24 protein-coding genes are annotated in these 24651 nt (G+C 56.4%); 15 read left to right on the forward strand and 9 right to left on the reverse strand.

From position 1 onward, the window contains the following. Positions 1-9: 9 nt before the first annotated feature. The 3 genes from mglC to SOM48_RS05755 all read left to right on the forward strand — a co-directional run bounded on the left by mglC (position 10) and on the right by SOM48_RS05755 (position 2034). Positions 10-1020 (forward strand): galactose/methyl galactoside ABC transporter permease MglC, encoded by a 1011-nt coding sequence (gene mglC / locus SOM48_RS05745; protein ID WP_023479719.1) that lies wholly within the window; start codon positions 10-12, stop codon positions 1018-1020. Between the two features lie 140 nt (positions 1021-1160). Then, entirely contained in the window at positions 1161-1397 is a 237-nt protein-coding gene (locus SOM48_RS05750) for a bssS family protein (RefSeq protein WP_023479777.1), read from the forward strand. Positions 1398-1662: 265 nt separating this feature from the next. After that, entirely contained in the window at positions 1663-2034 is a 372-nt protein-coding gene (locus SOM48_RS05755) for a hypothetical protein (protein ID WP_232374396.1), read from the forward strand. Between the two features lie 9 nt (positions 2035-2043). Here SOM48_RS05755 and sanA read toward each other — a convergent pair whose 3' ends face one another. The 4 genes from sanA to SOM48_RS05775 form a co-directional block, all read right to left on the reverse strand. Continuing rightward, entirely contained in the window at positions 2044-2757 is a 714-nt protein-coding gene (gene sanA, locus SOM48_RS05760; RefSeq protein ID WP_320511595.1) for an outer membrane permeability protein SanA, read from the reverse strand. 123 nt (positions 2758-2880) lie between these two features. Next, positions 2881-3762 carry a cytidine deaminase gene (gene cdd / locus SOM48_RS05765; protein WP_320511596.1) on the reverse strand — a complete coding sequence of 294 codons (882 nt, stop codon included), beginning with the start codon at positions 3760-3762 and terminating at the stop codon, positions 2881-2883. Positions 3763-3891: 129 nt separating this feature from the next. Next, the gene (locus tag SOM48_RS05770; protein WP_076770160.1) at positions 3892-4587 is read right to left on the reverse strand and encodes a CidB/LrgB family autolysis modulator; all 696 of its coding nucleotides are present in this window, start codon (positions 4585-4587) and stop codon (positions 3892-3894) included. Next, positions 4584-4982, reverse strand: coding sequence for a CidA/LrgA family protein (locus SOM48_RS05775; RefSeq protein WP_288879473.1), 399 nt, complete (start codon positions 4980-4982; stop codon positions 4584-4586). Before SOM48_RS05775 ends, SOM48_RS05770 begins: the two co-directional genes overlap by 4 nt. Before the next feature lie 231 nt (positions 4983-5213). On the opposite strand from SOM48_RS05775, the gene dusC reads away from it, so the two are divergent. The 6 genes from dusC to SOM48_RS05805 all read left to right on the forward strand — a co-directional run bounded on the left by dusC (position 5214) and on the right by SOM48_RS05805 (position 12966). Next, positions 5214-6152 carry a tRNA dihydrouridine(16) synthase DusC gene (dusC, locus tag SOM48_RS05780; RefSeq protein ID WP_054804178.1) on the forward strand — a complete coding sequence of 313 codons (939 nt, stop codon included), beginning with the start codon at positions 5214-5216 and terminating at the stop codon, positions 6150-6152. A gap of 328 nt (positions 6153-6480) precedes the next feature. Continuing rightward, a complete protein-coding gene (locus SOM48_RS05785) occupies positions 6481-7809 on the forward strand; it encodes an OprD family outer membrane porin (RefSeq protein ID WP_312479376.1) in 1329 nt (442 codons plus the stop codon). 11 nt (positions 7810-7820) lie between these two features. Continuing rightward, a complete protein-coding gene (gene surE, locus SOM48_RS05790; RefSeq protein WP_320511597.1) occupies positions 7821-8693 on the forward strand; it encodes a 5'/3'-nucleotidase SurE in 873 nt (290 codons plus the stop codon). Positions 8694-8749: 56 nt separating this feature from the next. Beyond that, on the forward strand, positions 8750-9583 hold the full coding sequence (bglG, locus tag SOM48_RS05795) for a transcriptional antiterminator BglG (protein WP_076770346.1): 834 nt from the start codon (positions 8750-8752) through the stop codon (positions 9581-9583). 116 nt (positions 9584-9699) lie between these two features. Beyond that, the gene (bglF, locus tag SOM48_RS05800) at positions 9700-11559 is read left to right on the forward strand and encodes a PTS beta-glucoside transporter subunit IIABC (protein WP_076770159.1); all 1860 of its coding nucleotides are present in this window, start codon (positions 9700-9702) and stop codon (positions 11557-11559) included. A 15-nt stretch (positions 11560-11574) separates the two neighbouring features. Beyond that, complete coding sequence (locus SOM48_RS05805; RefSeq protein ID WP_076770158.1) at positions 11575-12966, forward strand: glycoside hydrolase family 1 protein; 1392 nt, start codon at positions 11575-11577, stop codon at positions 12964-12966. Positions 12967-12982: 16 nt separating this feature from the next. On the opposite strand, the gene SOM48_RS05810 is transcribed toward SOM48_RS05805, so the two are convergent. Continuing rightward, a complete protein-coding gene (locus SOM48_RS05810) occupies positions 12983-13897 on the reverse strand; it encodes a LysR family transcriptional regulator (protein WP_054804175.1) in 915 nt (304 codons plus the stop codon). 72 nt (positions 13898-13969) lie between these two features. Between SOM48_RS05810 and SOM48_RS05815 the strand changes: the two genes are divergently transcribed. Further along, complete coding sequence (locus SOM48_RS05815) at positions 13970-14926, forward strand: MBL fold metallo-hydrolase (RefSeq protein ID WP_139965272.1); 957 nt, start codon at positions 13970-13972, stop codon at positions 14924-14926. A gap of 318 nt (positions 14927-15244) precedes the next feature. Here the strand turns inward: SOM48_RS05815 and yohP are convergent, their stop codons facing one another. Continuing rightward, positions 15245-15328 carry a small membrane protein YohP gene (gene yohP / locus SOM48_RS05820; protein ID WP_071789508.1) on the reverse strand — a complete coding sequence of 28 codons (84 nt, stop codon included), beginning with the start codon at positions 15326-15328 and terminating at the stop codon, positions 15245-15247. Between the two features lie 109 nt (positions 15329-15437). On the opposite strand from yohP, the gene SOM48_RS05825 reads away from it, so the two are divergent. After that, the gene (locus tag SOM48_RS05825) at positions 15438-16211 is read left to right on the forward strand and encodes an SDR family oxidoreductase (RefSeq protein ID WP_139965273.1); all 774 of its coding nucleotides are present in this window, start codon (positions 15438-15440) and stop codon (positions 16209-16211) included. On the opposite strand, the gene SOM48_RS05830 is transcribed toward SOM48_RS05825, so the two are convergent. After that, positions 16208-16792, reverse strand: coding sequence for a DedA family protein (locus SOM48_RS05830; protein WP_034813043.1), 585 nt, complete (start codon positions 16790-16792; stop codon positions 16208-16210). The two genes, SOM48_RS05825 and SOM48_RS05830, sit on opposite strands and share 4 nt — an antisense overlap. 158 nt (positions 16793-16950) lie before the next feature. Here SOM48_RS05830 and SOM48_RS05835 point away from each other — a divergent pair, with 158 nt between their 5' ends. Both SOM48_RS05835 and pbpG read left to right on the forward strand, forming a co-directional pair. Next, on the forward strand, positions 16951-17538 hold the full coding sequence (locus SOM48_RS05835; RefSeq protein WP_023479716.1) for a Yip1 family protein: 588 nt from the start codon (positions 16951-16953) through the stop codon (positions 17536-17538). A 172-nt stretch (positions 17539-17710) separates the two neighbouring features. Beyond that, positions 17711-18661, forward strand: a complete 951-nt coding sequence (gene pbpG, locus SOM48_RS05840; protein ID WP_054804173.1) for a D-alanyl-D-alanine endopeptidase — start codon at positions 17711-17713, stop codon at positions 18659-18661. Here pbpG and SOM48_RS05845 read toward each other — a convergent pair whose 3' ends face one another. Both SOM48_RS05845 and dld read right to left on the reverse strand, forming a co-directional pair. Then, a complete protein-coding gene (locus SOM48_RS05845; RefSeq protein WP_054804172.1) occupies positions 18662-19216 on the reverse strand; it encodes a GNAT family N-acetyltransferase in 555 nt (184 codons plus the stop codon). 99 nt (positions 19217-19315) lie between these two features. Beyond that, positions 19316-21076, reverse strand: coding sequence for a D-lactate dehydrogenase (gene dld / locus SOM48_RS05850; protein ID WP_128482590.1), 1761 nt, complete (start codon positions 21074-21076; stop codon positions 19316-19318). Positions 21077-21295: 219 nt separating this feature from the next. On the opposite strand from dld, the gene bglX reads away from it, so the two are divergent. Together bglX and osmF are read left to right on the forward strand one after the other, a co-directional pair. Continuing rightward, on the forward strand, positions 21296-23593 hold the full coding sequence (gene bglX / locus SOM48_RS05855) for a beta-glucosidase BglX (protein WP_076770155.1): 2298 nt from the start codon (positions 21296-21298) through the stop codon (positions 23591-23593). A gap of 140 nt (positions 23594-23733) precedes the next feature. Beyond that, positions 23734-24651 (forward strand): glycine betaine ABC transporter substrate-binding protein OsmF, encoded by a 918-nt coding sequence (osmF, locus tag SOM48_RS05860; RefSeq protein WP_320511598.1) that lies wholly within the window; start codon positions 23734-23736, stop codon positions 24649-24651.

Genomic DNA, 24651 nt, shown 5'->3' on the forward strand with positions numbered 1-24651 from the left:
GGGCTCCTCATGAGTGCGTTAAATAAAAAGACTTTTCTCACTTATCTGAAAGATGGCGGTATTTACGTCGTTCTTTTAGTGTTGCTGGCCATTATTATTTTCCAGGACCCTACGTTCTTAAGCCTGCTGAACTTAAGTAATATTCTGACCCAGTCTTCGGTGCGTATTATTATCGCGCTCGGCGTCGCGGGCCTGATTGTTACCCAGGGCACCGACCTCTCTGCCGGACGTCAGGTCGGTCTGGCGGCGGTAGTGGCGGCTACGCTGCTGCAATCGATGGAGAACGCCAACAAGGTGTTCCCGGAGATGGCAACAATGCCGATTATCGTGGTGGTGCTGATCGTCTGCGTTATCGGCGCGATTATCGGCTTAATCAACGGTATTATCATCGCTTACCTCAATGTGACGCCGTTTATTACCACGTTGGGTACGATGATTATCGTGTACGGTATCAACTCCCTGTACTACGACTTTGTCGGCGCATCGCCGATCTCGGGCTTCGACAGCGGCTTCTCCACCTTTACCCAGGGCTTTATTGCGCTCGGTAGCTTCCGTCTCTCTTACATCACCTTCTACGCGCTGATTGCCGTGGCGTTTGTCTGGGTGCTGTGGAACAAAACCCGCTTCGGTAAGAATATTTTCGCTATCGGCGGCAACCCGGAAGCGGCAAAAGTTTCCGGTGTGAACGTCGCGCTGAACCTGCTGATGATCTATGCCCTCTCCGGCGTCTTCTACGCTTTCGGCGGGCTGCTGGAAGCGGGCCGTATTGGCTCGGCGACCAACAACCTCGGCTTTATGTATGAGCTGGATGCGATTGCCGCGTGCGTGGTGGGCGGCGTCTCCTTCAGCGGCGGTGTTGGTACCGTGCTGGGCGTGGTGACCGGTGTGATCATCTTCACCGTTATCAACTACGGCCTGACCTATATCGGCATTAACCCTTACTGGCAGTACATCATCAAGGGCGGGATCATTATCTTTGCCGTGGCGCTGGACTCCCTGAAATACGCGCGCAAGAAGTAATCCTTCTGCGCTGCTCTCAAGCCCGCCTTGTGCGGGCTTTTTTATTGTTCTGCTATTAGAAAACTTCATCTATTCGGCATGGAGAAATCCGGCGTCGCTGCTACGCTTTATGTAGTCCCAACGTTTATAAGGAGATTAGGATGAAGAATGAATTCGCTTTTCCGGCATTCCCCGTCACTGGATGGCAAGTTGGCGCGGTAGACAAGCAGCAAAGCATCGTTGTGAAATTTGGTTACAGCACTTCGCCTTATGGCCCGGGTGCATCGACTTTCGACTCGCAGTTTTTCAGCTTAACCCCCGATATGGTGCGCAGCCTGATCTACGATTTGCAGCGCAGCCTGACGGAGCATGAAATCGAGCACGAAAAAGTCGCCTGATTTACCCCCCTTTTACCTCTGCAAAGGCACGGGTCATGCAGCTTACGCTGTGTTGTCGTGTGCCTTGTTATGACCTGTAAACCCCCGTGCTGCGCGCATCCTATTGAAGAACCGATCAAATTTAAGGGGATTCTGAAGGTCTTCATCGCAGCGGCTACATACGCTTAAAGGACAATCTTTGAGAGTTGTGATGGCAGCTCAAGGGGCGCTTATGAATTTTGTTTTTTTTAGAATTGACCACGCACCGCATGAAAAAACCAGTCAGGTGAATTTCGTCTTAAAAAATGTTGAACTGCTTCGTGATGGCGAAGTGATTGCCGTACCCGGCGATCTCACCGTCACGTCGTTGCCTTTTTTCTACTTCTGCTCGGTGCAAACCGGGTTTCGCAAGATCGAGTACAGAATGGCCAACAACCCGCCGGCACGGATCACCTGCAGCGCAGGCTATCTGAAAACGGGAGACTATCTGGTTGAGACACCGGAAGGGGAGAAGGTGATGCAGTTTAACGCGCTTAACGGCACATGGACGCTGGATAAGAACACCTCTGCTGTTATCGACCACCAGGCCTTTATCGCCCGTGACTTTATGCTTCTGCGTCCGGTGAAAAGCAGTGGCCGTACGGTGCCATTCACGTAATCCGCTCTGCTACCTCTTTTTTTGCATATCAATTAACTGCTCGGCCGTGACTGCCGGGTAGCCCTGAGCATCTTCGGGCACTTCATGCATCGCAGGGATCGGCACTAAAGGCCCAAGGAAACGGGGTTCACGTTTAAACAGATAGAGATCCGCAATTGTCCCGAGCCGGGCGCCAAATTCGCGCGCCCGCACGCTCCACATATCTTTAGGCGACGGCACGGCGTAGCACTGCGCCTGAATGCCTAAGTGGCGGGCAATAAACAGCGCGCGTTCACAATGGAAGCGCTGGGTGATGATAATGAAGTCATTGGTGTCGAACACCTTGCGGGTGCGCACAATTGAGTCCAGCGTGCGGAAACCGGCGTAATCGAGCACGATATCCGCAGGGTCAACGCCGCCGGCGATCAGATCCTTACGCATCGTCACCGGCTCGTTATAGCTCTGCTGTGCATTATCACCGCTCAACAGCAGGTAGTTCACCTTGCCGCTGTTATAGGCGTTAAGGGCGCCCTGAATGCGGTAGCGGTAATACTGGTTGATGACACCCGTACGGTAATATTTTGCGGTACCAAGCACCACGCCGACCTGGCGCCAGGGGAGATCCTGCAGGTCGTCGTAGATATAGGGGGCGGTTTTCCAGCTCATCCAGCGATCGAAACCCAGCGCGGTTAACACCAGCAGACCAATCAGGACTATCAGGCTGTAAAAAACACGCTTTAACATGAAGCTGGCTCGGTAAGGGATTGAAATTGCACTCAGGCTACTTTACCCACACCGCAAGCGCAAGAAACGGCAGCTCAATCGCGCTGTTTTTCATCACTGCGGCCTTAACCGCAGTGATGCGCGTCAGAGCGTTACGCGCTCAACCGCGTCGCAACCTAACGCACGCAGCGTTGCCGTTGTTGCATCCCACTGCGTTAACGGCGCGTCAGCGCGTTCCGCCAGCACGGCGCGCGTAATGTCCGGGTAGTCGAAACCGCTCAGGCTGAGCAGATTAAGCGCGCCCTGCAACGGTGGCAGGGTCGGGTTAAACGCCGCGTTCTCCGCATAACGTCCGCTGAAGATCTGCCCATCGCGGCAGAGCAGGGCAACGCCGGAAGGGGAGTGGGTATAAGGGGAGTGGCTCTGGCTGGCTGCGGTAATCGCCGCCTGAGTCAGCGCATCACCACGCGGGGCGAAGCCGTGATCCTGGGCGTCCATCAGCAGGGTTTTAATCTCAAGATCTTTCGGCCCGAACGCATCCGGCAGGTAATCACCGAGCGTATGCGGCGCACGGCCTGGCAGATTAATGCGCAGCGAAAGCCCGCTGTTGAGCTCATTCATAAACTGTCGGCAGTGGCCGCACGGCGTGTAGTTGACGGTGACCGATTCCAGTGCGGTCTCACCGCGCAACCAGGCGTGGCTGATGGCGCTCTGCTCGGCGTGCACCGTCTGCTGTATGGTGGCACCGATAAACTCCATATTGGCGCCGAAATACCAGGTGCCGCTGACGCCGCGGGCAATCGCGCCGACATTGAAATGGGAGAGATCCGTGCGCGCGCAGGCAGCAGCGAGGGGCAGCAGCGCGAAGGCCAGCGCATCGGCATCGAGCTGTGTCGCGCTTTGCAACGTTGCCACCTGCTCCGCGCTCAGCATAGCGGGGAAGTGTTCATCCGCCAGCAGAGGCGCCAGCGCGGTCTGAAGTTCACCCGGCAGGCCGGAAAAAGCAGTGTGAAAACGGGAATGCATAGCAGTGCCTCATAGCAGTGTATTGGAGAGACAGTGTACGGGCCTGCTTTGCTTTTATATGTGATTCAAATCACACTATTTATGCAACTAATGAAACGCATTGAAGAATTGCGCGACACATCGCAAATTTTAACCCCACAGCGCAATCAGCAGCGGAAAGAGGAACGGCGCGATAAGCGAGGTGATAATCCCGCAGATCACCAGCGCCAGCGAGCTGAAGGCGCCCTCCTGGTAATCCAGTTCCGCGCTGCGCGCGGTGCCCAGCGCGTGCGAGGCGGTACCCATTGCCAGCCCGCGTGCCGATTTGGTCTTAATGCGCATCAGGTTCAGTAAGGTGTGCCCGAAGACCGCGCCAAGCACACCGACAAAAATCACACACACTGCGCTGATGGCCGGAATGCCGCCAATGCTGCCACCCACCGCCATGGCAATCGGCGTGGTGACGGACTTCGGTAATATCGAAGCAGCAATCTCCGGCGTGGCCCCCATCAGCAGCGCGATAAGCGTTCCGCTGATCATCGCCACCAGGCTGCCGATAAAGCAGATGGTAATAATCGATTTCCAGCGTGCACGAATCTGATGCAGCTGTTCATAAAGAGGAAACGCCAGCGCCACGACTGCGGGTTGCAGCAGATCGTTGAGCACTTTACTGCCCTGGAAGTAGTGATCGTAGGGCGTACCGGTCAGCAACAGCAGCGGTATGATCACCACCATCGCGATCAGTAAAGGGTTAAGCAGCGCCAATTTAAAGCGCGCGGCCAGTTTGCGGGCGGCGAAAAAGACCGCCAGCGTTAACGGCAGGGACCACCAGATATAGGCCATCACTCTTTTGTTTCCTCACGACCGGCTACTTTACGCTCGCCGTGTACCAGATGGGTACTCCAGCTCACCACCAAAAAGACCACCAGCGTGCTCACCGCGCAGGAGACCACAATCGGGCCGAACTGCGCGCGCAGCACGTCGTAATACTGCATGACGCCGACGCCGATAGGGACAAAAAGCAGCGCCATGTAGCGAATAAGCAGAAAACAGCCGGGATTGACCCACTTCGCCGGCAGGATCTGCAGCGCCAGCAGGACAAACATAATCAGCATGCCAATAATGCTGCCTGGAATGGCGATCGGCAGCAGTGAGGCGACAAAAATACCCACATATAAGCAGGCATAGATGAGTGCGAAGGCTCGCAGGTACTGCCAGATGATTATCAGTGATTTATTCATGGTGGAAATCCTTGCTGAAACGCATTCATCATACAATTAAAGCTAAAAACGTGCTACCGATCACATCATGAATTTTGAGCATACCAGACATTCCATTTGGTTAAATTATGTGTTCAAACCAGCCAGAATGTGAAAAAAAGGGACGCTAAGCCTTCAGCGCTCGATGATAATGGCACTTTCCTCGCTACCGGAGAGCGGCTACTATGTCGCCTCATTTTTTCGGGGTGATTTATGCGTGTATTACTGGCTCCAATGGAGGGCGTGCTCGATTCTCTGGTGCGCGAGCTGCTGACTGACGTCAATGATTATGATCTCTGCATCACCGAGTTTCTGCGCGTGGTCGATCAGCTGCTGCCGGTAAAATCCTTCCATAAAATCTGCCCGGAATTGCAGCGCCAGAGCCGCACCTCCTCCGGCACATTAGTGCGCGTTCAGCTGTTGGGTCAATATCCGCAGTGGCTGGCGGAAAATGCCGCCCGCGCGGTTGAACTCGGCTCGTGGGGGGTTGATCTGAACTGCGGTTGCCCGTCGAAACTGGTCAACGGCAGCGGCGGCGGGGCGACATTACTCAAAGATCCGGAGCTGATTTATCGCGGCGCGAAGGCGATGCGCGAAGCGGTGCCGTCGCATCTGCCGGTGACGGTGAAAATTCGTCTTGGCTGGGAGAACTCCGCCCGCCAGTTTGAAATTGCCGATGCGGTACAGCAGGCGGGTGCCAGCGAACTGACGGTGCATGGCCGCACGAAAGAGGATGGCTATAAAGCCGAGCGCATCAACTGGCAGGCGATCGGTGAGATCCGCCAGCGCCTGTCGATCCCGGTTATCGCCAACGGTGAAATCTGGGACTGGCAGAGCGCGCAGGCCTGCATGGCGGCGACCGGCTGCGATGCGGTGATGATTGGCCGCGGCGCGCTCAATGTGCCAAACCTCAGCCGGGTGGTGAAATATAACGAGCCGCGTATGCCCTGGCCTGAAGTGGTTGCGCTGCTGGCGAAATACAGCCGGCTTGAGAAGCAGGGTGATACCGGTTTGTATCATGTTGCCCGCATCAAGCAGTGGCTGGGCTATCTGCGCAAAGAGTACGCTGAAGCTGGTGAGCTATTTGCGGAAATTCGCACCTACAAAACCTCTCAGGATATTGCGGCAGCCATTGCGCGCGCCGAAATATAGGATCATGCAACGCTACGATGTAATTGCCTCAATTCGTAGCGTTATCTGAGTCACACTTTTACGCTCTTACCTAAATTGCTCGTAGATTATTTCCATGTGGGATGGTATTTATTTACCCACACCATCGCAGGGTTGTTACTGTTAAACAGGCAAAACCTAAACCATCAAATTCACCACTTGTGAATTTCGGGTTTGGGTTTTTTTGTTTTGATGGTGTGCATAAATAAAAGCTGTAAAGCAAATAACTATAAGGAATTGTCTGAGCCTTACGCGTTAGCACTATTTTTAACGCGGCAGTTGCGGCCAGCAATATAAAAATGGAATAGAAATGGCACATATTAAATTCGCCTTACCTTTGGCGTTCCTGTCAGGTATTAGTGGCACTTGCGCTTTTGCCAATAGTGAACTGCCCAACACTCAGGGTTTTATTGAAAATAGTCGGTTCGATGTCACGTTAAAAAATGTCTGGATGATTAATACTAATAACCAGCTCTCAGAAGCCGGTATTGGTGACCAGAAAGCGTGGGCGCAGGGCGCGCTGCTTGATTATCAAAGCGGCTGGTACCGGGATGCCATCGGTATCGATGCCTCATGGTATAGCGTGGTCAAGCTCTACGCGAACAAAGACTTTGCCGGGCGCGATCTGCTGCGCGATAACAACGGTCATGCGGAAGGGTTCAACAAAATTGGTCAGCTTTACGCCAAGCTCAAATGGGAGGATGAGCATGCGTACGCCAGGCTCTATGCGGGCTGGAAGCAGCTTTATAAGTTCGGTACGCTCAGCGTCACGCGCAGCCGGGCCGCACCAAGTTCATGGCAGGGGGTAAGTCTCGAGAGCGGCCTGGGCGATCTCTCTGCCCGCGCCGCCTGGGTCACCCGTTTTTCAGAACGTGATGAACCGGAAAAGCGCCGCTTTTATACTTTAAAAACTAATAAGCCCATCGATCACATTGTTACCGGTGATATAAGCTGGAGTCCTGATAAAAATACCCGCGTAAGCTGGCTGGCAGGCGAAAGTGATAATTATCTTTTCCGTCAGGGAATAGAGGCGCAATTCACATTGCCACTGGCTGAAAAAGAGTCGCTGTTATTACGCAGTGCCTGGTATTACAATCGCGGGCTGGCAGAGTGGGAAGGTGCGCGCGGATTTACCCATAGCGCGCAGCATATTTTTGCGCTGATGGGCTACCAATATTACGCAATGGAGTCAGGTGTCGCCTGGTCAAAAACAAAAGCGCCGTTGGATAATGGCCTCGGGCACTTTTATTGGCATATGGGTAAAAACACCCGTGGCGCATTTAATAGCCCGGCGGATGGCGAAGGCAATGATTACGTCAATGATAATGAGCAGATGATTTATTGGTACGGTAAATATGTTCTCTCGCCGGAATTGACCACAGGTATTTTCGCTAATTATGGTTTTGGGGCGAAATATCAGGGCGTCAAATTAAATCAGTGGGAGTATGGCGGTTTTATTGCGTGGACGCCGAAAGCTGTCTCTGGCTTATCGCTGTTTGCCGGCTTTGGCCCAAGCTACAGCTGGAAGCTGGTAAAAGGCAAACCCTGGCTGACGGACGATAAGCGCGATTTCCATCGTTCCCATGGCCTCGGCGGCGGCATCACCATGGAATACAAATTTGGTCTGCATAATCAATAAGGAGATTCACCGTGAATAAAACGTTACTGGCACTTTTGCTCACCGCATTTGCCTCTACCGGCGTACAGTCGGCTGAACGCGCAACGCGCATTTTACTGGTCAACGACGACGGCTGCGACTCCATCGGCACGATCTCCTTACAGGAAAAACTGGCCGCCAAAGGCTTTGATGTCTGGATGGTGGCACCCGCCACCAATCAGAGCGGGATCGGCTCGGCAATTACCTTCAAACCCAACAAAATCTTCGATGTGAAGAAAGTGGCGGAAAAACGCTACTGCTTCCCCGGCACGCCTGCGGATGCCATCGATTTTGGCCTGCTCGGCATTCTGAAAGAGAACCCGCCGGACCTTGTCATTTCCGGTGTCAACGATGGCCCGAACACCGGCGTCACGCAGCTTAACTCCGGCACCGTGGGCGCAGCGGTGCGCGCCGTGCGCTACGGCTACCCGGCGATTGCCGCCAGCATCGGTTACCTGTTCACGGCAGAGGAGCAAAAAGCGGGCTGGCCAAGCACGCATAAATACTGGCCGGACTCGGTCGATTATGTGGTCTCGCTGGTCGATAAGCTTCAGGCAAAACGCCAGCCCGGACAGCCGCTGCTGCCAGCCGGCTCCGGCCTGAGCATCAACTACCCTCCGCTGGCGAAAAGCGCGGTGAAGGGCGAGAAATTTATTGGTAATGAATCCTTCCCCGAAGCGCAGCACAGCTATGTGCTGCTGGAAGACGGCCGTGCACAGCAGGTGATCAATGAAAAGATGCTGACGCCGAACGAGTCGGACACGGATACCGGCTGGCTCAACAAAGGCTATATCACCCTGACGGTGTTCGATGGCCAGTGGAATGCGCCGCAGTATGAAGCCCAGTATCAGGCCCTGTTCCGCTGATGGTGTCACACATCGGCGAGGCAGGTTTCTCTTCCGGTCTGGTTCCGGCGGGCGGCATGCGTATCGCCAAAATATTAAACAATAACGTCGCCGTGGTGCTGGACGAGCAGCAGCGCGAGCAGGTAGTGATGGGGCGCGGTATTGCATTTCAGAAGCGTCCCGGCGATCGGCTCGACGAGGGGGCGATTGAAAAGGTCTTCGCACTGCAAAGCGACGATCTGGTGCGCCGCCTGGGTGAGCTGCTCAATCAGATCCCACTGGAGGTGATGACCACCTGCGATCGCATTATTGCGCTGGCCAGCGAACGGTTGGGGAAGTTGCAGGAGAGCCTCTATATCACGCTCACCGATCACTGTTACTTCGCCATCGAACGGCAGAAAAAAGGGCTGCTTATCCGCAACGGGCTGCTGTGGGAGATCAAGCGTCTCTACCCGAAGGAGTTCGCGCTGGGCCATGAAGCGCGCGCGATTATCGCCAGGCGGCTCGGTGTGACGCTGCCGGAAGATGAAGCGGGATTTATTGCGCTGCATCTGGTGACGGCACAGTTAAACAGCGCGATGCCGGAGGTGATGCATATCACCCGCGCGATGCAGGAGATCCTGCATATCGTGCAGTATCAGCTAAAGCTGGAGTATGACGAAGAGGGGCTGAGCTATCAGCGCTTTGTAACCCATCTGAAGTTCTTCTCCCAGCGCATGCTGAACAGCACGGTGGTTGACGACGACGATCTCAGCCTCCACCAGGCGGTGAAAGATAACTACCCGCTGGCGTGGAAGTGCGCCGAGAAAGTGGCGCTTCACCTGGCCAGCACCTATCAGCGGCGGCTGACCAACGAAGAGACAATGTTTCTCGCGCTCCATATTGAGCGCGTGAGGAAAGAGCAGCGCTAACTGCACCTATGGGTTGTTACTGCATTAACGTGTGCAGGCAAAACCTGAGTCCGTCGCCGCAAGGTGACGTGGCTCAGGTTTTTTTTTACTCAGACACAAGAGGTAAGGACACAAGCATGGATTATCAAACGCTGGCGAACGTCATTCTCAGCCACGTTGGCGGCAAGGAGAACATCAGCAGCGTGGTGCATTGCGCTACGCGGTTACGCTTTAAACTCAAAGAGATGAAAAAGGCCGATGCCGACGGGCTAAAAAAAGAGCCCGGGGTCATCATGGTCGTGGAGAGCGGCGGACAGTTTCAGGTGGTGATCGGCAACCACGTGCACGACGTCTGGCTGGCGGTATGCGACGCGGCCGGGCTAAAGGAGGATGCGCCGGTCGTCGCAAGCGATGAAAAAAGTTCGCTCTTTAGCCGCCTGATAGACATTATTTCGGGCATTTTCACCCCCTTTATTGGCATCCTGGCCGCGTCCGGGATCCTGAAAGGCATTCTGGCGCTGGCGGTGGTCTGCAACTGGCTGACGCCAGAGAGCGGCACTTATAAAATCTGGTTCGCCGCCAGCGATGCGCTCTTCTTCTTCTTCCCGCTGGTGCTGGGTTATACCGCCGGGAAAAAATTTGGCGGCAACCCCTTTATCACCATGGCAATTGGCGGAGCGTTAACCCATCCGCTGATGATCGCCGCCTTTGACGCTGCGCAGATGACCGGGGCGGTAAGCGAAACCTTCCTCGGCATTCCGGTCACCTTTCTCAACTACAGCGGCTCGGTGATCCCGATTATTCTCGCCTCATGGGTCAGCTGCTGGCTGGAAAAGCAGGGCAACCGCTTTTTGCACTCTGCCGTGAAGAACTTCTTCTCGCCGGTGCTCTGCATTGCCGTCACCGTCCCGCTCACCTTTTTGATTATCGGCCCGGTTGCCACGTGGCTGAGTCAGGGGCTGGCGAACGGTTATCAGGCCATCTACACCCTCTCTCCCTGGCTGGCGGGTGGCGCGATGGGCGCACTGTGGCAGGTGTGCGTGATATTTGGCCTGCACTGGGGATTAGTGCCGCTGATGATCAACAACATGGCCGTCTTTGGTCAGGACTCAATGCTGCCGATCCTGCTGCCTGCGGTGCTTGGACAGGTGGGCGCCACGCTGGGTATTTTTCTGCGCAGCCGTGACAAACAGCAAAAAACGCTGGCGGGTTCAGCCGTGGCGGCGGGCATTTTCGGCATCACTGAACCGGCGGTCTATGGCTTAACCCTGCCGCTGCGCCGTCCGTTTATTTTTGGTTGCCTGGGCGGCTCGCTGGGCGGAGCGATTGTCGGCTTTAGCGGCACGCACACCTACTCCTTCGGCATGGCGAACGTTTTCTCTTTTGCTCAGATGATCCCGCCAGGCGGCATCGACGCCACCCTGTGGGGCGGTATTGTCGGCAGCGCGGCGTCGTTTATGCTGGCATTACTGCTGACCTGCATTGCCGGGCTGCCGAAAGCACCGGCAGCCGTTGCGGCCCCTGCGCAAAAACCAGAGGCTGATGGGATGACGCTGCTGGCACCGATGAGCGGCAGCGTGCTGGCGCTGGATCAGGTGACGGATGCTACCTTCGCCAGCGGTGTGCTGGGGGATGGCGTGGCGATTATTCCGGTGGACTGCCGGGTCGTCGCACCGTTTGCCGGGGAGGTTGCCTCACTGTTTGAAACCAAACATGCGATTGGCCTGCTTAGCGATAGCGGGGTAGAGATGTTGATCCATGTCGGTATCGATACCGTCAAGCTGGACGGGAAACCCTTCACCGCGCATGTCAGCGTCGGCGACAGAGTAGAGCCAGGCGATCTGCTGCTTGAATTCGATCGCGCCGCGATCCTTGAAGCCGGCTTCGATCTCGCCACGCCCATTATCATCAGTAATAGCGAAAACTTTGCCAGCGTAAATAACGTGGCACCCACCTCTGTTCAGGCCGGGAAACCGCTTCTGGCGGTAGCCGTGTAATCAAAGGAGAAGAGAATGAAAGCATTTCCAGCAGGGTTTTTATGGGGCGGTGCCATTGCCGCCAATCAGGTTGAAGGCGCATGGCAGGAGGATGGCAAAGGCCCTTCGACATCCGATATGCAGCCGAACGGCGTATTTGGGGAGCTTGTTGAGCGCAAAGAGGGCGACAGTGCGCTGAAAGATGTGGCGATCGACTTCTACCACCGCTACCCGGAAGATGTCGCCCTGTTTGCCGAAATGGGCTTTAACTGCCTGCGTATCTCCATCGCCTGGACGCGTATTTTCCCTAACGGCGATGAGAGTACGCCCAATGAAGCGGGGCTGGCATTTTACGACGACCTGTTTGATGAGCTGGCGGAGCACGGCATCACGCCGCTGGTGACGCTGTCGCACTACGAAATGCCGTGGGGATTAGTAAAAGAGTACGGCGGCTGGGGCAGCCGCGAGACGATCCGCTGCTTTGAACACTATGCCCGCACGGTGTTTAGCCGCTATCAAAACAAAGTGAAGCTGTGGCTCACCTTCAATGAGATCAATATGTCGCTCCATGCGCCGATGACCGGCGTCGGGTTGCCAAACAGCAGCAGCAAAGCGGAAGTCTACCAGGCGATTCACCACCAGCTGGTGGCGAGCGCACTGGCGGTTAAAGCGTGCCATGAGATTATCCCGGACGCCAAAATCGGCAATATGCTGCTCGGCGGGTTGATGTATCCACTCAGCTGCAAGCCGGAAGATGTGTTTGAGACGCTGCAGCAGAACCGTAGCTGGGCCTTCTTTGGCGACGTACAGTGCCGCGGGGCCTATCCCGGCTATATGCTGCGCTACTTCCGTGATAACGGCATTGAGATTGAGATCACCGACGCGGATCGCGAAGCGCTGCGCACCACGGTCGATTTCATCTCCTTCAGCTACTACATGAGCGGCTGCGTCACCGCCGATGAAGCGCTTAACGAGCAGCTGCGCGGCAATATTCTCAGCATGGTGCCGAATCCGCATCTGCCCAGTTCCGAATGGGGCTGGCAGATCGATCCGCTTGGCCTGCGCACGCTGCTGAATATGATGTGGGATCGCTGGCAGAAGCCGCTGTTTATTGTTGAGAACGGGTTGGGTGCGAAGGATCATGTGGAGGCGGACGGCAGCATTCATGATGATTACCGCATCGCCTACATGAACGACCATCTGCTTCAGGTGCGTGAAGCGATTGAGGATGGCGTCGAGATGCTGGGCTACACCAGTTGGGGGCCTATCGATCTGGTGAGCGCCTCGAAAGCGGAAATCTCCAAGCGCTACGGTTTTATCTACGTTGACCGCGAAGATGATGGCAGCGGCACGCTGGCGCGCAGCCGCAAGAAGAGCTTCTTCTGGTATCGCGATGTGATCGCCAGCAACGGCGCTAACCTGGAGTAAACGCTCTGGCAGAGCGTCAGACGATAAGCGCAGCGATAAAGGTTTTGAGCCACATCACCGCCGGATCGCTGCTGTGGCGCTGATGCCAGAGCATGGCGACTTCAATTGGCTCCGCGTCGAGCGGTAACGGGCTGCGCATCAATCCACGGGTGCGCTGCCACTCATCCGCCAGCCCGGCGGGCACCGTTGCCAGCGCGGGCATCGTCTCCAGCAAACCAGGCAGCGCGGCGAAGTGCGGCGTGGTGTAGTGGATCTGCCGCTGATAGCCGCTTTTTGCCAGCAGAGTATCAAAATGGCTGCTGCTCGCTTCGCGATAGCTGACCATCAAATGTCGCTGCGCGGCAAAGGTCTGCACATCCAGCGGGGCGCTGAGCGTTAACTGCTGCGGATGCCAGAGGGTGGCAAACGGCATGGTGGTTAACACTTCGCGCTCCAGCCAGCGCGGCCCGCCAACCGCGACGCTGACCGCCATATCCATTTCTCCGCCCTCAAGCCGTGTGGCATCGCTGAAGGGATCGCTTGCCACCACGTTCAGGCGGATGCCGGGCGCATGCTGCATCAGCGCCGGAATTAGCTTTGGCATCAGCCATATCTCGACCCAGTCCGCCATGCCCAGCGTCAGCGTCGCCTTTGCGGTTTGCGCATCGAACGCCGCCTGTTGAAACAGCGCGCTCTGCAACTGCTCCAGCAGCGGCAGGAGTTCACTGTGCAGTTCGCTGGCGCGGGCGGTGGGCTGCATTTTATGGCCGCTGCGAATAAACAGCGGATCGTCAAACAGCGTACGCAGACGCGACAGCACGCCGCTCACCGCCGGCTGGCCCAGATGCAATTTATCCGCTGCCGCAGAGACGCTCTGCTCGCGGTACAGTACGGCAAAGGCGATCAGCAGGTTCAGATCGATCTTGCGGAAATCATTCTCTTTGATAGTCATTATTGCTCCAATCAATTGGAGTGATAGTAGCGGGCGAAGCATACTGGCGCAATGCAAAACAGGAGAGAAACAATGAAATATTATCCGCTACTGCTGGCGCTTACTGCCGCCGGGCTGACTATGCAACACGCCATCGCCACGCCGCTTTCCACTCAGCAGGCACAGGCACCGGGCTACTACCGGATGGCGCTGGGCGACTGGCAACTCACCGCCGTCTCGGATGGGACGGTTAAGGTGCCGCTGGACAAGCTGCTGATCAATATTACGCCGCAACAGTTACAGACGCAGATGGCGCAGGCCAATATGGCGGTGCAGGCCGAAACTTCCATCAACGCCTTTGTCATTAACACCGGTAAAGAGCTGATTCTGGTCGATACGGGTGCCGGGGCGCTGATGGGCGACGCGGGCGGTCATCTGCCGGAGAATCTGCGCGCTGCGGGGATCGATCCGGCCGCCATTGATCTGGTGCTGCTGACCCATATTCATGGCGACCACTCCGGTGGCGTGCAGCGTGACGGCAAACCGGCGTTCCCGAATGCCACCGTGCGCGTCGACCAGCGCGATGTCGATCTGTGGCTTAATCCGAAGCGGGCGTCGGAGGTGGAGGAGGGGCAGCGCCACACCTTCGCCGAATCGGAACGCTCGCTTCGCCCGGTGATCGATGCCGGTAAGCTAAGCACGTTCCATGCACCAACAACGATCCTCCCCGGCATTGAGGCGATCCCGGCAGCAGGACATACGCCGGGCAGCGTGATTTATCGCGTTACGCACGGCGGAAAAACCGTGATGCTGTGGGGCGACATTATTCATGCTCAGCCAGTGCAACTGCCCGACCCAAAAGTGGCGATTCATTTTGATGTCGATAGTAAGCAGGCGGTAGCAACGCGCGAGAAGGTGCTGGCGCAGGTGGCGCGTGAAGGGGATTGGGTAGCGGCGGCACATATCGCCTTCCCGGGGATTGGCAAAGTGATAAAAGCCGGGAACGGTTATCGCTGGGTGCCGATCAATTACAGCGCGAAGGGCGAGTAACGTTTGCAAAAGGCCCGGTGGCATTAACGCGCACCTGGCCTGGATTTCCCAGGCCGGATAAGGCTTCGCCGCCATCCGGCAATGTCGCAATGCCTGATGGCGCTTCGCTTATCAGGCCTACAACACCCGCATCATGCGTTTTATTCGGCAAAAGGCCCGGTGGCATCAACGCGCACCGGGCCTCAATTTATGGCTGTGTCTTGTAGGCCGGATAAGGCTTCGCCGCCATCCGGCAATGGAGTAATGCCTGATGGCGCTTCGCTTATCAGGCCTACAACACCCGAGTCATTCCGCTGAAGCCGCCATCCGGCAGGGCTCTTAGAAAATCATCTTAAAGACGCCGGTCACCACCAGCAGGCCAATCAGGAAAATAATCAGGATCGCCCAAAGTAAAAATTTCATCATTTTCGTCTTCCTTCTCATGTGTTAGTTACAGCAAGCCTAGTCAATCTCTCAACATTGCGCCTTTTTTCTATACTTAACTGCTTATTAAATAATCGGAGAGAAGCGCATGTCGGCAAATAAAGTAGCAATCGTCACCGCCGCAGACTCGGGCATCGGCAAGCAGAGCGCGCTGATGCTGGCTGAGCGGGGATTTGATATTGGCATTACCTGGCACTCGGATGAGCGCGGCGCGCAGGAGACAGCGCAAAAAGTAGAAGCTTTTGGCCGCCGGGCTGAGACCATCCAGCTCGATCTCAGCCATCTGCCGGAAGGCGCGCAGGCGATTGAAACGCTCATTGCCCGCTTCGGGCGTATCGACGCGCTGGTCAATAACGCCGGTGCGATGAGCAAAGCCCCGTTTCTCGATCTCACCTTTGAAGACTGGCGCAGCATCTTCACCGTCGATGTCGATGGCGCGTTTCTCTGCTCGCAGATTGCCGCGCGACATATGGTGCAGCAGGGGCAGGGCGGGCGCATCGTCAATATCACTTCCGTTCACGAGCACACGCCGCTGCCGGAAGCGAGCGCCTATACCGCAGCAAAACATGCGCTTGGTGGCCTGACCAAATCGATGGCGCTGGAGCTGGTGCCGCACAACATTCTGGTTAATGCCGTTGCGCCCGGTGCCATCGCCACGCCGATGAACAACATGAGCGATGACGATGCCAAACCCGGCTCGATGCCGAACATCCCGCTGGCGCGACCGGGCACAACGCGGGAGATCGCCAGCATGGTCGCCTGGCTCTGCGCCGATGATGCCAGCTACACCACCGGCCAGTCGTTTATCATCGATGGCGGCTTTATGCTGGCGAACCCGCAGTTCAAACCGCAAAAAGCTTAGTTATCGCCCGGATTCTCTTCACGCTTTTTCCTGCGGTGGCGAAACCACCACCGCAGGCAGAAGACCAGCGCAATGGCGATAACCACCCAGATCCAGCGCTTCGCATGCTGATCGAAGGACTCCAGCCACGGCGTAATCACCTCTCCGCCAACATAGCCCAGCGTGGTGAAGATCAGCGCCCAGATAAACGCGCCTAAGATATTCAGTGGCAGAAAGATTTTCGGTTTTAAATGGCTGGTACCAATCAATATCGGCCCGATAATACGAAAGCCATACATAAAGCGTGTACCAATCACGAACAGATAGGGGTGACGGCGAATAAGCGCCTGCGCCTGATGGATCTTGCCGCGGTAGCGTGTGAAGCGGCGCAAAATTTTAACGCCATAGCGGCGGCCAACAAAGTAGAGCAACTGATCGCCAATAATGCCCCCCAGGGCAACCGCGAGCACCACCAGCGGAAAGCGCAGCAGCCCCTGATGCACCGCCACACCGCCAAGCAGGGTGATGGTTTCGCCCTCGGCGAGGCTGCCGACCAGCAGCGCGGCGTAGCCATACTGGCTAATAAGCTGATTGATATCCAGTGTCATTACATCCTCCTGTAAAACGTCTTTAAGCATATACCTGCATCCGGCTTTGCGCTGCGTTCAATCATTTCGGCTTTTTTCTGTTGTACAAAAAATAATCATAAAAGTGACGTATACTTACAGTTCGATGTTCGGGCTTTCAGTGAGGGGGCGTTATGAACCATGTCTGGGGACTCCTGTCCCATCCCGATCGTGAAATGCAGGTGATCAAACGCGAAAACGAGACCGTTTCGCACCACTACACCCACCATGTGCTCATCATGGCGGCCATTCCCGTAATCTGTGCATTTATCGGTACCACGCAGTTTGGCTGGAGCTTCGGCGAGAACGTCGTCGTGCCTCTGTCGTTATCTACCGGTTTTTACCTGGCAATTCTCTTTTATGGCCTGATGCTGGCGGGCGTCGCGGTGATGGGGCGTGTCATCTGGTGGATGGCGCGTAACTATCCGCAGCGTCCGTCGCTGGCGCGCTGCATGGTGTTTGCCGGTTATATCGCAACTCCGCTGTTTCTCAGCGGCATTGTCGCGCTCTATCCGCTAGTGTGGCTCTGCGCGCTGGTCGGCACCGTCGCGCTCTTTTACACCGGTTATCTGCTCTATGTTGGCATCCCGACCTTCCTTAATATCAACAAGGAAGAGGGGCTCAACTTCTCCAGCTCAACGCTTGCCATCGGCGTGCTGCTGCTGGAGATCCTGCTGGCGCTGACGGTGATCCTCTGGGGTTACGGCTACCGCCTGTTTTAACTCTCCCGGCGTTGCTGGCACACCATGCTGGCAACGCAATTTCTCGCAACGATTCTTCTCTGGCGGCAACCCTGCGCGGCGGCTATTATGCCAGAGCCAGCCCTGTTATAACTCTCATGAACAGAAGCGGTGTGCGTTATAACGCGCGTGAATAATTTTCAGAAGCCTCACCATGCAGAAATTTCGAGTCTCTCTTTTAAGCCTGGCCCTTGCACTGAGTGCGCCCTTCGCGCCGATGGCGCAGGCAAAAACAGCCGTCACGGTTGCCGCAGCACAGCCGGAAATCGCCTCCGGCAGCGCGATGATTGTCGATCTGCAAACCAATAAGGTGATCTACTCAAGCCACCCCGATCTGGTGCGCCCGATTGCGTCTATTACCAAGTTGATGACCGCGATGGTGGTGCTGGATGCGCGCCTGCCGCTAGATGAAAAATTAAAAGTCGATATCAGCCAGACGCCAGAGATGAAAGGGATCTACTCCCGCGTGCGGCTGAACAGTGAGATCAGCCGCAAAGATATGCTGCTGCTGGCGCTGATGTCGTCGGAGAACCGCGCGGCCGCAAGCCTCGCGCACCACTATCCCGGCGGCTATAAAGCCTTTATCGCCGCGATGAACGCCAAAGCCCGCGCGCTGGGCATGACCCATACGCGCTACGTCGAGCCGACCGGCTTGTCGATCCAGAACGTCTCCACCGCCCGCGATTTAAGCAAGCTGCTGATCGCCACCAAACAGTACCCGCTGATTGGCCAGCTGAGCACTACGCGTGAAGAGATGGCGACCTTTGCTAATCCGGCCTATACGCTGCCGTTTCGCAACACCAACCATCTGGTCTACCGCGATAACTGGAATATTCAGCTGACGAAAACCGGCTTTACCAATGCTGCGGGCCACTGCCTGGTAATGCGCACGCTGATTGGCAACAAACCGGTGGCGCTGGTGGTGATGGATGCCTTTGGCAAATATACCCACTTTGCCGATGCCAGCCGCCTGCGTACCTGGATTGAGACCGGCAAAGTGCAGCCGGTGCCCGCTGCCGCGTTAAGCTATAAGCGGCAGAAAGCGGCGCAGATGGCACAAACGCCGCCAGGCTCGGCGGGCGAATTGACCGCGCAGAACGATTAATTACTCCGGCAGCGTCCAGTCACCGTCGTTGAGTGGACGCTGCATAATCAACGTATCCCGCCAGTCTCCCTGCTTATAGCCGACGCTGCGCAGCTGTCCGGCCACTTCAAATCCATGTTTTTTATGCACTCTTAGCGAACCGGCATTGTTATGCCCGTCGCCAATCACCGCGACCAGCTGCCGCCACGGCCCCTCTTCACAGCGGGCGATCAGCGCGCCAAGCAACGTCGAGCCGATGCCGCGCCCGGTCATGCTGGCATCGACATAAATCGACTCTTCAAGGGTGTAGCGATAAGCCGGACGCGGGCGATAAAAACCGGCGTAGCAGTAGCCGACGATCACGCCGTGAAAGAGCGCCACCAGCCACGGCAACCCGTCGGCGGCGAGCTTGCTCATGCGGCTGCGCATCTCATCGATAGTGGGGGGCACTTCTTCAAACGAGGCGCGGCCATTCAGCACGTGCCAGGCGTAGAGGGAGGCAATGGCGTGTACATCATCTGGGCGGGCGTCACGCACCTCGACCGCAGGACCAGAGAGAATATCAACAGCTGACATCGGACGCGCTCCTTTCAACGCAACGCGCCAGAGAGAGGATTCTCTGGCGCTGTCGCTACTCTATTACGAAAGGCGCGCGCAGCACAAAACGGCGAGGGGCTACTTTATCGCCGGATCGGCGGGATGCTCTGCCTTAGCGGTCTCCTGCCAGAATTTGCGCTTACTGGTCTTGCCAATACCGGGGTTCATGCTGTTAGTCGGATCATTTTCCCGATAAAAACGTTTCAGCGTATCAGGCGCTTCATAGAGATGGCCGACGTTATGCTCAGCGGGATATTGCGCGCCGCGCTGCGCCAGTAGAGCCAGCATCTGCTCCTTCAGGGCATGCACATCGACGCCTTTTTTAACGATGTAATCCTGATGGAAAACGTGGCACATAAAGTGACCGTAATAGAGCTTGTGCACCAGCTGGCTGTCAATCTCTGGCGGCAGGTGCTCAAACCACTCGGTGTCGTTGCGGCGCAGGGCGATGTCGAGCGCCAGAATATCCTCCACCTCGTCGGCATGCACCGCCTGATAGCGGATAGCGGCTCCGGCGGCAGCAAAACGGTGCAGAAACGCTTTGCTCCCTTCCTCCGGCGTACAGACAAAGAACTCCCCTTCGGCGTCAGCGAAAAAGGCCTTCAGCCAGTTCTGCGCCTCATCAATGCCGCCGCCGGACATCTTCAGCAACAGATGGTGCTCATACTTATCGCGCCACTCCTTCATGCGCGAGGGGAGGTGCGAAGGGAAGAGACCACTGATTTTTTGCAATGAACGATCGATAAAGTGCGGTTTAAACACCGTCGCTTTATCGAGCAGCGCATCGGTGCGCCCTTTAATGTTGAAAAAGAGCGGCATCTTATCGGTGCCAAGCTTGTCGATCATCAGGAAGGTGTCTTTACCGTAGCGCTCGGCGATATCGTAAATATCGCGGTGCATATACTCCCCGGCCACCGGCAGATGGTCGAAATTGGCCAGAATATGGCGGCGGATCTCCGTTAACACCGCAGTCTGGTTGGTGCCGATATAGAACACCTGCTGGCGCGCTTCTGCCGGGAAGGTGTCGAGACGCACGGCAAATACCGCCAGCTTGCCCGCGCAGCCGGAGGATTCGAACAGGCGATCGGGGTCGGCGTTATAGCGCGCCGGGGTTTCGGCTTCAACATCGCGCACGCGGTTGATGTAATCATGATCGTGGCCGTGGCGCTGGTCGTGAAGCACATCGCCAGGTTGTATACGATCGTCATCCAGCTTGCCGAGGATCTGCTCCGGCGTTTCGCCAAGCTTGATGCCGAGGTGATTAACCAGTTGCAAGCGGCCCTGATCGTCAATGCGCGCAAACAGCGACATCTCGGTGTAGGCCGGGCCGCGCTGCACCAGCGATCCGCCGGAGTTATTGCAGATGCCGCCAATCACCGACGCGCCAATACAGGAGGAGCCAATCACCGAGTGCGGCTCGCGTCCCAGGGGTTTCAGCGCTTTTTCCAGCGAGTAGAGCGTGGTGCCAGGGTAGGCCAGCACCTGCTCGCCGTTATCCAGCAGGTGCAGTTTGTCGAGGCGCAAGGTGCTGATAATGACGATATCGCGGTCGTAATCATTGCCGTTCGGCGTCGAGCCTTCTGTCAGGCCGGTATTTGCCGCCTGCATCAGAATAATTTTGTCGGCAATCACGCAAGCGTTGAGAACGCGCCATAATTCAACCAGCGTGCCGGGAAAGACCACCGCCAGCGCATCGCCCTGGCCGGAGCGGAAACCTTTACGGTAGCGGGCGGTTTTGGCCGGATCGGTAAGCAGGTGAGAAGCACCTACTAATCGTTTGAGTTCGTTAATGAAAGTGTTATTTGACTGGGTCACGATCCACTCCTTGTGGCGAAGCATGAATAAAAAGGATGCTCTGCTTCACGCCGGTTGCAGGCTGCGTGAATGATGTTGTGAATATTTCGTTACTAATGTTAGCTCCAGAGGATGCCCGAAGGGGAGCGAATTAACATAAAAATCAGAGCCTGGCGCTGCAAGACGTGCCAGGATTATGGCACACTGCGTTTTTCCGCGGCCCGTTACCGCGGTTTTTGCTGAAAATACAAGAGAGTAAACGACATGAAATGGCTATGTTCTGTAGGTGTCGCTGTGAGCCTTGCGCTGCAACCCGCGCTGGCCGAAGAGATGATTGCTAACCATCCTTTGACGCCGCAAGCCAGGGACGCCTTTGTCACTGACCTGCTTAAAAAGATGACCGTGGATGAGAAAATAGGCCAGCTGCGCCTGATAAGCGTCGGGCCGGATAACCCGAAAGAGGCGATCCGCGAGATGATTAAAGCCAGCCAGGTCGGGGCTATTTTCAACACCGTCACCCGCCAGGACATTCGTGCCATGCAGGACCAGGCGATGCAGCTTAGCCGCCTGAAAATCCCTCTCTTCTTTGCCTACGATGTGGTACACGGGCAGCGCACCGTTTTCCCTATCAGCCTTGGCCTCGCCTCCAGCTTTAACCTCGACGCGGTGAAAACCGTCGGGCGCGTCTCCGCTTATGAAGCCGCCGATGATGGCCTGAATATGACCTGGGCACCAATGGTCGACGTCTCGCGCGATCCGCGCTGGGGACGCGGCTCGGAAGGCTTCGGGGAAGATACTTTCCTGACCTCTGAAATGGGCCGCACCATGGTGGAAGCGATGCAGGGCAAAAGCCCGGCGGATCGCTACTCGGTGATGACCAGCGTCAAACACTTCGCCGCTTATGGCGCGGTAGAGGGCGGTAAAGAGTACAACACCGTCGACATGAGCCCGCAGCGGCTGTTCAACGACTATATGCCGCCCTACAAAGCGGCGCTCGACGCTGGCAGCGGCGGGGTGATGGTGGCGCTTAACTCTTTGAACGGCACGCCGGCCTCCTCCGATTCGTGGCTGCTTAAAGATCTGCTGCGCGATGAGTGGGGCTTTAAAGGCATCACTATTTCCGATCACGGCGCGATTAAGGAGCTGATTAAACACGGCACCGCCGCCGATCCGGAAGATGCCGTGCGCGTGGCGCTGAAGTCCGGCATCAATATGAGCATGAGCGACGAGTACTACAGCAAATACCTGCCGGGGCTGATCAAATCCGGCAAGGTGACGATGGCGGAGCTGGATGACGCCACGCGCCATGTGCTGAACGTCAAATATGATATGGGGCTGTTTAACGATCCCTACAGCCACTTAGGGCCGAAAGAGAGCGACCCGCAGGATACCAACGCCGAAAGCCGTCTGCACCGTAAAGAGGCGCGGGAAGTGGCGCGCGAAAGTATGGTGCTGCTGAAAAACCGTCTGGAAACGCTGCCGCTGAAAAAATCGGGCACCGTGGCGGTGATTGGGCCGCTGGCGGACAGCAAGCGCGACTCGATGGGCAGCTGGTCTGCCGCTGGTGTTGCCGATCAGTCTGTCACCGTGCTGACCGGTATTCGTGACGCGATGAAGGACAAAGGCGAGGTGATCTACGCCAAAGGGGCGAATATCACCAATGATAAAGGCATTGTTGATTTCCTTAACCTCTACGAACCGGCGGTGGTGGTTGATCCTCGCTCTCCGCAGGCGATGATCGATGAAGCGGTAGCCGCAGCGAAGAAATCTGACGTCGTGGTGGCGGTAGTCGGTGAAGCGCAGGGGATGGCGCATGAAGCCTCCAGCCGCACCGATATCACCATTCCGCAGAGCCAGCGCGATCTGATTACCGCCCTGAAAGCGACCGGCAAACCGCTGGTGCTGGTGCTGATGAACGGGCGTCCGCTGGCGCTGGTGAAAGAGGATCAGCAGGCTGACGCCATCCTCGAGACCTGGTTTGCAGGAACCGAAGGCGGCAACGCCATCGCCGATGTGCTGTTTGGTGATTACAACCCTTCCGGGAAATTGCCGATGTCCTTCCCGCGCTCGGTGGGTCAGATCCCGGTCTACTACAGCCACCTGAATACCGGTCGCCCTTATAATGCCGATAACCCGAACAAGTACACCTCCCGCTACTTTGATGAAGCCAACGGCCCGCTCTATCCCTTCGGCTATGGTCTGAGTTACACCACCTTTAAAGTGTCGGATGTGAAGATGTCTGCGCCAACGCTGACCCGCGGCGGCAGCGTGGATGCAAGCGTCGAGGTGACCAACACCGGCAAGCGCGAAGGGGCGACGGTGATCCAGATGTACGTGCAGGATGTTACGGCGTCGATGAGCCGCCCGGTGAAACAGCTGCGCGGCTTTAAGAAGGTCAACCTGAAACCGGGTGAGACGCAGACCGTCAGCTTCCCGATCGATGTCGACGCGCTCAAGTTCTGGAACCAGCGCATGAAGTACGACGCCGAGCCGGGCAAGTTCAACGTCTTTATCGGCGTCGACTCCGCCCGCGTCAACCAGGGCGAATTTGAATTAAAGTAACCACACATCAGGCCGGGCAACCGGCCTTTTTTATTACCCGCTTTACCGTTTCGCACCGCTTCACCTTCGCGTCGCTATTTTTCAGCTACGCTTTTTTCTCAAGCTGCTGATAAAGGCAGTAAAAAAATGAGGGATAAATTATGACACTCAGCCGAAAACTTGCCTGCTCAGTGGCGCTAATGGCCGCCGTAAGCTTACCGTTGCAGGCCGCAGAACCGATCAAAGTGGGATCGAAAATCGATACCGAAGGGGCGCTGCTGGGCAATATCATTTTGCAGGTGCTGGAGAGCCACGGCGTAAAAACCGTCAATAAAGTGCAACTCGGCACCACGCCGGTAGTGCGCGGCGCCATCACTTCTGGCGAGCTGGATATCTACCCGGAGTACACCGGCAACGGCGCATTCTTCTTTAAAGAGGAGAACGATCCGGCGTGGAAAAACGCGCAGCAGGGCTACGAGAAGGTGAAAAAACTCGATGCTGAGAAGAACAAGCTTATCTGGCTGACGCCTGCACTGGCCAATAACACCTGGACCATCGCCGTGCGTCAGGATCTGGCGCAGAAGAACAAACTCACCTCCCTCGATGATCTCAGCCGTTACCTGAAAAACGGTGGCGAGTTCAAACTGGCCGCCTCGGCGGAGTTTATTGAGCGTGCCGATGCGCTGCCTGCCTTTGAAAAAGCCTACGGCTTCGATCTGAAGCAGGATCAGCTGCTGTCGCTGGCCGGTGGTGATACCGCAGTGACTATCAAAGCAGCGGCGCAGCAAACATCCGGCGTTAACGCTGCGATGGCTTACGGCACCGACGGCCCGGTGGCGGCGCTCGGCTTACAGACATTAAGCGATCCGAAAGGCGTACAGCCGATCTATGCCCCGACGCCAGTAGTGCGTGAAGCGGTGCTGAAAGCCTACCCCGAGCTGGATAGCTGGCTGAAGCCGGTCTTTGCCAGCCTCGATGAGAAGACCCTGCAAAAGCTGAATGCCAGCATTGCGGTGGAAGGGCTGGATGCGAAGAAAGTCGCGGCAGATTACCTGAAAGAAAAAGGCCTGGTGAAATAA

This window comes from Kosakonia sp. CFBP8986, assembly GCF_034044935.1.
Classification (GTDB): domain Bacteria; phylum Pseudomonadota; class Gammaproteobacteria; order Enterobacterales; family Enterobacteriaceae; genus Kosakonia; species Kosakonia cowanii.